Genomic DNA, 9,782 nt, shown 5'->3' on the forward strand with positions numbered 1-9,782 from the left:
TTTCCGGCTCGCGGCCGGACAGGGATTCGAAAACATGGACAGAGCCAACCTCGTCGAACGCTTGCGGGAGCACGCCACCTTGCGACCGGAGAAGGTGGCGTTGCGGTTCCTGGAAGGCGACGACGTCGCCGATGAGCTGACGTTTGCCGCGCTCGATGGTCGGATTAGGGCGCTGGCTGCATGGCTGCAGCAGACGGGTGGTGCAGGCGAGCGGGCGGTCGTCCTGCTTCCGAGCGGGATCAACTATGCCGTGGCGTTCTATGCCTGCCTGTACGCGGGCGTGATCGCCGTTCCGGCCTATCCGCCGGAGGGCGGCCCCGAGCGCTATGCAGGACGTCTCCACGGCATCCTGCGGGATGCGGCGCCGCGCTTCATCCTGGTAGAGGCGGCTGTGCAAGATCTCATCGAAGTGACGCTGCCCGCACCGAGTGGCGTGCAGATTGTCGCGGTGGATACCATTCCGTCCGAACTCGCAGCGGACTGGCGCGAGACAAGACCCGCGGCCGATGCGATCGCGTTCCTCCAGTATACGTCCGGGTCGACCTCGCAGCCGAAGGGCGTTTGTGTCTCCCATGGCAATCTGGTTGCCAACGAGCGAGCTATTGAAGCGGTTGCCGGTGGCGCGCCCGACGACGTTTTTGTGAGCTGGCTGCCCCTCTATCACGACATGGGATTGATCGGCGGACTCCTGAACCCGCTGTTCACGGGTTTTACCGGCGTCCTGATGTCACCGCGGAATTTCCTGGAGCGGCCGCGCCGCTGGCTCGAGGCGATCGATCGTCACGGCGGCACGATGAGCGGCGGTCCCGACTTTGCGTATTCGCTGTGCGCCGACCGCATTTCGGACGAGACCATCAGTCGACTGGACTTGAGCCGGTGGAAGTTCGCGTTCTCGGGCTCGGAGTTTGTCCGCCGGACCACCCTCGAGAAGTTCGGTGACCGGTTTGCGCGGGCTGGCTTCAATCGCCAGGCGTTGACGGCTTGCTATGGTCTCGCCGAGGCGACGCTGCTGGTCACGGCCGGTGACATCACCGCTGACACCGTCAGCTATACGCTCGACACCGCGGAACTCGCCGCAGGCCGTATCGCGGTTGCCAGCGAAGGCACCGACCTCGTGGCATGCGGCCGAACGGATTTAGATCACGCTATACGCATCATGCGCGTCGACGGATCGGCGGCGACCGAGGCCGATGAGGTCGGCGAGGTCTGGGTGAGTGGCCCCAGTGTCGGGCTTGGATACTGGAAGAATTCGGAGGCGACGCGCCAAGCCTTCGTCGAGCGGGATGGCGCACGTTGGCTGCGGACCGGCGACATCGGCTTCATTCGCGATGGCGGGCTGGTCGTGGCCGGGCGCCTCAAGGACCTGCTGATCGTTCGGGGGCAAAACGTCTATCCGACGGACGTCGAACAGGCGATCGAAGCCGAGGTCGAGACTGTCCGCAGCGGGCGAGTTGCCGCCTTTCCGGTCGAAATGGACGGGCGTGAAGCCATCGGCGTGGCGGCGGAGTTCAGCCGCGCCGTGCTCAAGCGCAGCGATCCGGAAGCGCTCGCACATGCGATCGGCGAAGCGGTACTCCGGCAGGCGCAGGAATATCCGGCCGTGATCGTTCTGTTGAACCCGCAAGCGATGCCGCTGACCACGAGCGGCAAGCTGCAGCGGTCCGCCTGCGCGGCACGCCTCGCCGACAACACGCTCGACAGCTTCATGGTGTTCGAGAGGGGGCGTCGCCGCGGCAGCGCAACGTTGACGTTGCCGGCGACCGATACCGAGCGCGCCGTCGCCGCGATCTGGTGCGATGCACTTGGCGTCGCGACGGTGCATCGCGAGGACGATTTCTTCGTGCTGGGCGGAAACTCGATCGCAGCCGGCCAGGTCGCCGCGGCGATCCGCGATCGCCTGAACGTGGAGATCGAGCTGCGCACCTTCTTCGACGCGCCGACGCTCGCGGCCATCGCTGGCCGGATCGACGTCCTGGTGGGCACTGGTGCTGGGCGGACGCTACCGCCGATCCCGTGGGCCGCGTCGGCCGATCGCGCGATGCTGTCGCACGCGCAGGAGCGGCTGTGGTTCCTTTGGAATATGGATCCGGCCGGGACGGCCTACACCGTTGCAAGCACAATTTGTTTGAAGGGGCTGCTCGACCATGCCGTGCTGTCGCGCGCGCTCGGCGAGATCGTCCGTCGTCACGAAATATTGCGCACCACGTTCGCCGCCAAGGACGGTCGTGGAACGCAACTCATCCACGATGTGATGAGGATCGACATCCGGGACGAGGATCTTCGTTCCCATTCTCTGCGTGAACGCGCCGAGTGCGCTGAGAAACTCAAGCGATCCGAGCTCGCCAAGCCGTTCGATCTCGTGAATGGTCCGCTGTTGCGCGCGGTGTTGCTTCGGCTCGCGGACGACACGCACGAACTGCTGCTGCTCGCCCATCACATCATCGTCGATGGCCGATCGCTCGACGTGTTGCTCGAAGAGCTGGCCGCTCTCTATCGCAGCGGTATCGGTCAGGGCGCCGGCGCGCCGGCGATCCCGGCAATTCAATATGCTGATTTCGCGGCCTGGCAGCGAAACTGGCTTTCGGGAGGCGAGGGCGATCGGCAGCTCGCGTATTGGCGCGCGAAGCTCGGCGATGTTCATCCTGTCCTGGCGTTACCGCATGATCGGCCGCGCCCGGCAATCCAGAGCCATGCCGGCGAGACGATCGGTCTTGCGATCGATGGCGTGCTCGCCGCCCGGCTCCGGGCGATCGCCGGAAGGCAGCGGGTCAGCATCTTCATGCTGCTGCTCGGTGCATATTACGCGCTGCTGCATCGCTACACCGGGCAGAGCGATCTGCGCGTCGGCGTGCCGATCGCAGGGCGCCGGCATACGCAGCTCGAGCGATCGATCGGATGTTTCGTCAATACGCTGGTGTTGCGAGCCGAGATTGCCGGCGAAGCGAGCTTCCCGAGCCTGCTGAATCAGGTTAAGGAATCGGTGGTCGAGGCGCTGTCGCACCAGGACCTTCCTTTCGAAATGCTGGTTGAAGGCCTCAGGCCCGGACGCAGCGGTGGCCACAATCCGTTGTTCCAGGCGAAGTTCAACTACATGACAGCGCCGGAAGGATTCGCCGGCGTCGAAGGGCTCACCGCCGAAATCGACATCGTCGATCTCGCGGGGGCGCATTTCGATCTCGCGCTCGACGTTATCGACAGCGGCGTCGGCATGAAGGCCACGTTCAACTATGCCATTGAACTGTTCGATCGTCCGACCATCGCGCGGCTGTCTGCGCAATTTGGCTCGATGCTGCGCCAGATAGCCGACAATTCCGAGCAGCGGATATCGGACCTCGTCATCGACGAAGGGCACCGGCAGACCGTGCCGAGCGAGGCCGCCGCATTCGACTTCACCGACGTCGTCAGCCTTTACGGTGCGGCGACCGCAGATCGATCGACCGCCACGGCCGTCCGGTGCGGCCAGGAGCAACTGAGCTTCGCGGATCTCGAGCGCAGGTCGAACCGTATCGCGCATGTGCTCAGGGCCAAGGGCGTAGCGCGCGAGACAGCGGTCGCGCTGTGGATCGAGCGCTCGCCAACGTTCGTCGTTGCTTTGCTCGGTGTGCTGAAGGCCGGCGGCGCTTACGTCCCGCTGGATCCGAAATGGCCGCTGGAGCGCGTCCGCCGCATCCTGACAGACAGTGGCATCGACATCATACTGGCGGCGGATGAAAAGTTGTCTGAAACGCGAGGGCTCGGTTGTCTGGTGCTGGATGCTGAGGCAGAAGCCTCGCGCGAGGACGTATCGAGCCTGCCGGTCGGCGCGACGATACACCCGGAGCAGACCGCCTACGTCATTTATACCTCGGGATCGACCGGCGTGCCGAAAGGCGTCAGCGTTTCGCACAACGCCTTGGCCAACTATGTGCAGGCTCTGCTCCAACGCCTGGAGCCGCGTCCGTCAGCGAACTTGGCGATGGTTTCGACGGTGGCGGCCGATCTCGGTCACACCGTCCTGTTCGGCGCACTCGCCTCCGGCGGGACGCTGCATCTGCTGCCTCCGGATGCCGTGTTCGACGCGGATGCATTCGCCCAAGCGATGCGCGAAGGCGAGGTCGACATTCTCAAGATCGTGCCGAGCCATCTGCGAGGGCTGCTGAAGGCCTCGCGGACGGCCGATCTTCTGCCTCGCGCGGCGCTCATCCTGGGCGGAGAGGCTTCCGACCAGGCACTGCTCGACGAAGTCCGGCGCTTGCGTCCGGAATGCCGGATTCTGAATCACTATGGGCCTACGGAAACGACCGTCGGTGCGGCGACGCATGAGTGCTCGGCCGAACGCGGTAACAACCCGGTTCCGATCGGTCTGCCAATAGCCAATCTGCGCGCCCATGTCCTGGATGACGCACTGAACGAAGTGCCGATCGGCGTTGTTGGAGAGCTCTATATCGGCGGTGCTGGGCTCGCTCGCGGTTATCGCGGTGCGGCTGCCCTGACTGCGGAACGCTTCGTGCCGGATCCGTTCACGGCAGCAGGCGAGCGTCTCTATCGAACGGGGGATCGTGTCCGCTGCGACAAAGCGGGCCGGCTGATATTCCTGGGCCGCACGGATGATCAGATCAAGTTGCGCGGCTATCGCATCGAGCTCGGCGAGATCAGGCGCGTCATCAAGGCGCTGCCGGGAATCGACGATGCGGTGGTGGTCCCGCGCGCGATCGGGGCGAATGCCGAACGCCAGGAGCTGGTCGCCTATTGTGTGCCCGAGAGTGGCGCTGGTCTGCACGCCGACGCAATCAGGCAACAGCTGGTTGCGATCGTGCCGGACTATATGGTGCCTTCACACGTCGTCATGCTGGCGCGATTGCCGCTGACGCCCAATGGAAAGATCGATCGTCGCGCCTTGCCCGTGCCGGAGGAAGACGAGGCGTCCGCCGGCTATGCCCCACCTGCGGGAGACATTGAAGTCGCGATCGCGGCGGTCTGGTGCGATCTGCTCGGTCGTGAGCGTGTGGGCCGCAATGATAATTTCTTCGAGCTCGGTGGCGATTCGATCCTCAGCCTGCAGATCATCGCCCGCCTGCGTAAGCGCGGCATCCGCCTGACGCCGAAGCAGATATTCAGTCAGCAGACGGTTGCCGGACTGGCGGCGGTGGCCGTCATATCGACGGGGACGAGTGCGAAGAAAGAGAATCCAGAGGCGAAGGCGTCGACCGGCGGCGCCACTGCATCTGGAATGCGTCACCTGACGCCGATCCAGGCGCGCTTCTTCGCCGAGGATATCGGCAACCGGGATCACTGGAACCAGGCGGTTCTGCTGTTGCCCCACATGCCAGTCGACTGGGAGACAATGCGAAGCGTGCTCGCTGCCATTGTGGAGCATCATGATGCATTGCGCCTGCGGTTCAAGCAAGTGGATGGCGCCTGGCGGGCGGAGCAGGGCCCGGCGCCGGCGTCCTCCGAACTGCTATGGATTCATGCGGACGTCGGCGGCGCGACGGAGATCGCGGAGCTCGCCCGCGCCGCGCAGGAGAGCCTCTCGCTGTCTACAGGGCCGCTGCTGCGCGCCGTAGGCATGGACCTCTTGGACGGCAGCCAACGGCTGCTGCTCGCGATTCATCATCTCGTCGTCGATGGCGTGTCCTGGCGCATTCTGGTCGAAGACCTGGCGTCGGCCTACGACCAGCTGCAGCGCGGCAGTCCGGTCATGCTGCCTCCGAAGAGCGATTCCTATGGCTCGTGGAGCGAGAGGCTGCATGCCTATTCGGCGACTGCGGAGATCGCGGCCGAATTGCCCTATTGGCTGGATTGCGGTGCCGGTAGGCGCTTGCCGTGTGACGATGACCATGGCGGCATCGATCGCGTCGGTGACGGCGGCGAAGTTTCGTTGGTGTTCGATGCCGATTTGACGTTGCGGCTGCTCGAACAGGCGCCCGCCGCCTATCGGACCCAGGTCAACGACCTATTGCTGGCCGGTCTCGTGCGTGCGGTGTCGCGCTGGAGCCGACACGACGAGGTCACTGTGGAGCTCGAAGGCCACGGCCGCGAGGATATTTTCCCGGGCGCGGACATATCCCGTACCGTCGGCTGGTTCACGACGGCATTTCCGGTCCGGCTGAGCGATGCAGGCGCCGACGAGGCGTCATTGATCAAGGCGGTCAAGGAGAGGTTGCGTGCGATTCCAAATCGCGGGCTCGGTCATGGCGTGCTGCGCCACATTGGCTCCGAGCAGCAGCGCCATGCCCTGGTGCAACTGGCGGAGCCGCAGATCGTCTTCAACTATCTGGGCCGGTTCGACGCGAGCGTTGGCGCCACACATCGCTTCTCTTTCGCGCCGGAGAACGCGGGTCCCTCGCGCAGCGCCGCGGCGCCCATGCGCGGATGGCTGAACATCAACGCTCTCGTGCGCGACGGCCGGCTGGAATTGTCTTTCGGGTACGGACGCAAGCGCTACCGGCAGGCCACGATCGAGCGGCTGGCAGCGCACTTTCAGGATGCGCTGCGCGAATTGGTCGCGCATTGCTGCAATGGAGCGGTTGGCGTCACGCCGTCCGACGTTCCATTGTCGGGGCTCGCTCAGGCTGACCTCGATCGGCTAGCCACGACCTTGGATCTTCGCGGTGTCGAGGACATCTATCCGCTCTCCCCGATGCAGCAGGGCATGTTGTTCCATGCGCTGCGTGACGGTGCCAACGGCTCCTATGTGAACCAGGTTGGGCTCGAACTGTTCGGCGTCGATGCCGGCAAGCTGCGAGCTGCGTGGCAGGCGGTCAGCGACCGGCATGCCGCCTTGCGGACCGGGTTTGTCTGGCAGAACCTGTCAGGCGCGTCCCAGCAGGTGGTGCATCGCCATGTGACCGTGCCGTTCGTCGAAGAGGACTGGCGCGATAGCCCACATGCGGAACTGGATGCCGCGCTGGCCGCGATATCGCGACACGACCGGGAGAAGGGCTTTGACATTTCGCAGCCACCGCTCCAGCGCATTCGCCTGATACGGCTCGACGATAATCGTCACTGGCTGATCTGGACCCATCATCACATCTTCGTCGACGGTTGGAGCTCGGCTCGGCTGGTTGCTGAGGTGTTGCAGCAGGTGAGCGGTGACTCGCTGCCGGCGGTGCAGGGCAGCTATCGTGACTATATTGCATGGCTGCAAGGCCGCGATCACGAGAGCGCCGAGAGGTTCTGGCGCACGGCCTTGTCAGGGCTCGATACGCCCACATTGCTCGCGAACACATTGGCGACCCGCAAGACATCCAAAGCTGAAGGCCACGCCACTATCGGCCTTGCCGTGGATGCGGCGCTGACCGAACGGCTGAAGTCGTTCGCAAAGCACGAACGGGTGACGCTCAACACGCTCATACAGGGCGCGTGGGCACAGTTGTTGCGCAGACATTCAGGGCAGCCCGCCGTCTGCTTCGGTGTGACCATCTCGGGTCGTCCGGCCGAATTGCCCTGCTCGGAGGAGATGGTGGGCCTCTTCATCAACACGCTGCCGATTGTCGATGCGCCGAATCCAGAGGCAATCGTAGGCGATTGGCTCCGCCAGCTCCAGGAGCAGAACCTGGCGCTACGCGAGCATGGCTGGACGCCGCTCTATGAAATTCAACGCCTCGCCAGCCATGCCGGGCAGCCGCTGTTCGACAGCATCCTCGTGTTTGAGAACTATCCGGTCGACGAGGGACTGCTGCGAGGCAGGGAGGGCAGCCCTCGGATTGGGCGTGTGGCGCATGTGACGCCGACAAACTATGCGCTGGCGGTGGCGGTGTTCGCCGCAAACGACAGGCTGAATATAGAATTCAATTACGACGCAGGCCAGTTCGACGAGGCGACCGTCCTGCGTATTCGCGATATTCTGCACGATTTGCTGCAACGGATCGTAGCCAGCGCGGAGCAAGTGCTCGGTGGTCTCAGAGCGGTGGCGGATCAGGATGCGCGACGAATTATCGATTGGAGCGGCGCAGCGCAGTTGACGTCGGCATCTTCCTGTACCGACGTCGTGACGTATATCGAAGTGCAGGCCGCGCAGGCGCCTTCCGCTGTGGCCATCGTCTGGGGCGACCAACGCGTCGCCTATGGCGAGTTGAACGCGCGTGCCAATGCGCTCGCGCGGCGGCTTCGCCTCTGGAACCTCGGTCCGGATCGGCTGGTCGGCATTGCTCTGACCCGAAGCCCGGACATGATCATTGCTTTGCTTGCGGTTCTGAAGGCCGGCGGCGCTTATCTGCCGCTCGATCCGGACTATCCGGCAGAGCGGCTTGCTTACATCCTGCGGGACAGCGGCGCGGCGTTGGTCCTGACGCAAGACGTGCTGCTCGAGCGGCTAGCGCCGGTGCTGCGCGAAGCAGGGGCCGAAGCGCTCTGCATCGAAGAGCCATCGCCATTTATTGGCGATGACAGCGGCAACCTCGACGTCGAAGTCCATCCGGCTAGCCTGGCCTATGTCATCTACACGTCGGGATCGACCGGAATGCCCAAGGGTGTGGCCGTTGCGCGCGGACCGCTCGCGATGCATTGTGAAGCGATCGGGCGGCTGTATCGCATGACCTCTCGCGACCGCGAGTTCCAGACGGCGTCGATCAATTTCGATATCGCTCACGAGCGATGGCTGGTGCCGCTGATGACGGGCGGGTCGCTCGTACTGCCCTCGAGTCCCGGTCTCTTGATCGACGACCTCATTAGCGAGATCGTGCGCAATTCAGTGACCTCGATCTTCCTTCCGCCTGCCTATGCCGATCAATTGAGCGCGGCGTTGCGGCAGAGCAGGCGGAAGCTCGCGATCCGGGCGTGCATCGTCGGCGGCGAGGCCTGGTCGGATACCGGCATCAAGGCATTTCGCACGGCCGCCGATGTCGATCTTCTGGTCAACGCTTACGGCCCGACCGAGACGGTAATCGCGCCGACGGCGTGGATCGTCGACGACGACGTGTTGATCCCTCACCAGCCTGCGCCAATCGGACGACCCGTTGGTGCGAGGTCCGTGCACATTCTCGATTCCGACCTCAACGTCGTTCCCATTGGGGTTACCGGCGAGCTGTTTATCGGTGGTGTTGGCCAGGCACGCGGCTATCTGAATCGCGGTGCGCTGACCGCTGAGCGGTTCGTCCCCGATCCGTTCAGCGGCGGCGGCACGCGCCTCTATCGCACAGGCGATCTTGCGCGCTGGCGTGAGGACGGCGTGATCGAGTATGTCGGCCGTGCCGACCAGCAGGTGAAGATCCGCGGCTTCCGCATCGAACTCGGAGAGATCGAGGCGCGCCTGCTCGAGCAGCGCGGTGTGCGTGCGGCGGCGGTGGTGGCCGGCGAGGGCAGGACCGGGCGCCAACTGTTCGCCTACGTGAGCGGTGATCCGTCGCTCGACGGCCGCGTCTTGCGCGACGCACTGTCGTCCAATCTGCCTGACTATATGGTGCCGTCGGCAGTGACGGTGTTGGAGCGGCTGCCGCTCACCCCGAACGGCAAGATCGATCGGCGAGCACTGCCGACGTCCGGAGAGGATGCGCTGGCGCGCCGTTCCTATGAGGCCCCCGAGGATGAGATCGAGCTCGCACTCGCCGGGATCTGGGCGGAGTTGCTCGACGTCGACCAAGTCGGACGCAACGACCACTTCTTCGAGCTTGGCGGACATTCTCTGCTCGCCGTGCGGGTGCTCAGTCGGGTGTCGCAGGAGATCGGCGTGTCCATGGCGATCTCGGATCTGTTCGCTCATCCCACCCTCGCGTCATTTGCACGCGTCGTGTCGATTGGGCTGATCGAGCAGGAATTCGACGCCGAAGAGCTCCAGGAACTGTTCGGAGCGGAGCAGTGAG

Annotated in this window: 1 protein-coding gene; it reads left to right on the top strand. The window is 64.4% G+C overall.

Annotated elements, in window-relative coordinates; translation table 11 throughout:
* Positions 1–34 precede the first annotated feature (34 nt).
* The gene (locus ACSHT2_RS33440) at positions 35–9,781 is read left to right on the top strand and encodes an amino acid adenylation domain-containing protein (RefSeq protein WP_440639275.1); all 9,747 of its coding nucleotides are present in this window, start codon (positions 35–37) and stop codon (positions 9,779–9,781) included.
* Position 9,782 lies beyond the last annotated feature (1 nt).

The organism is Bradyrhizobium sp. PUT101, from assembly GCF_052043945.1.
GTDB lineage: Bacteria > Pseudomonadota > Alphaproteobacteria > Rhizobiales > Xanthobacteraceae > Bradyrhizobium.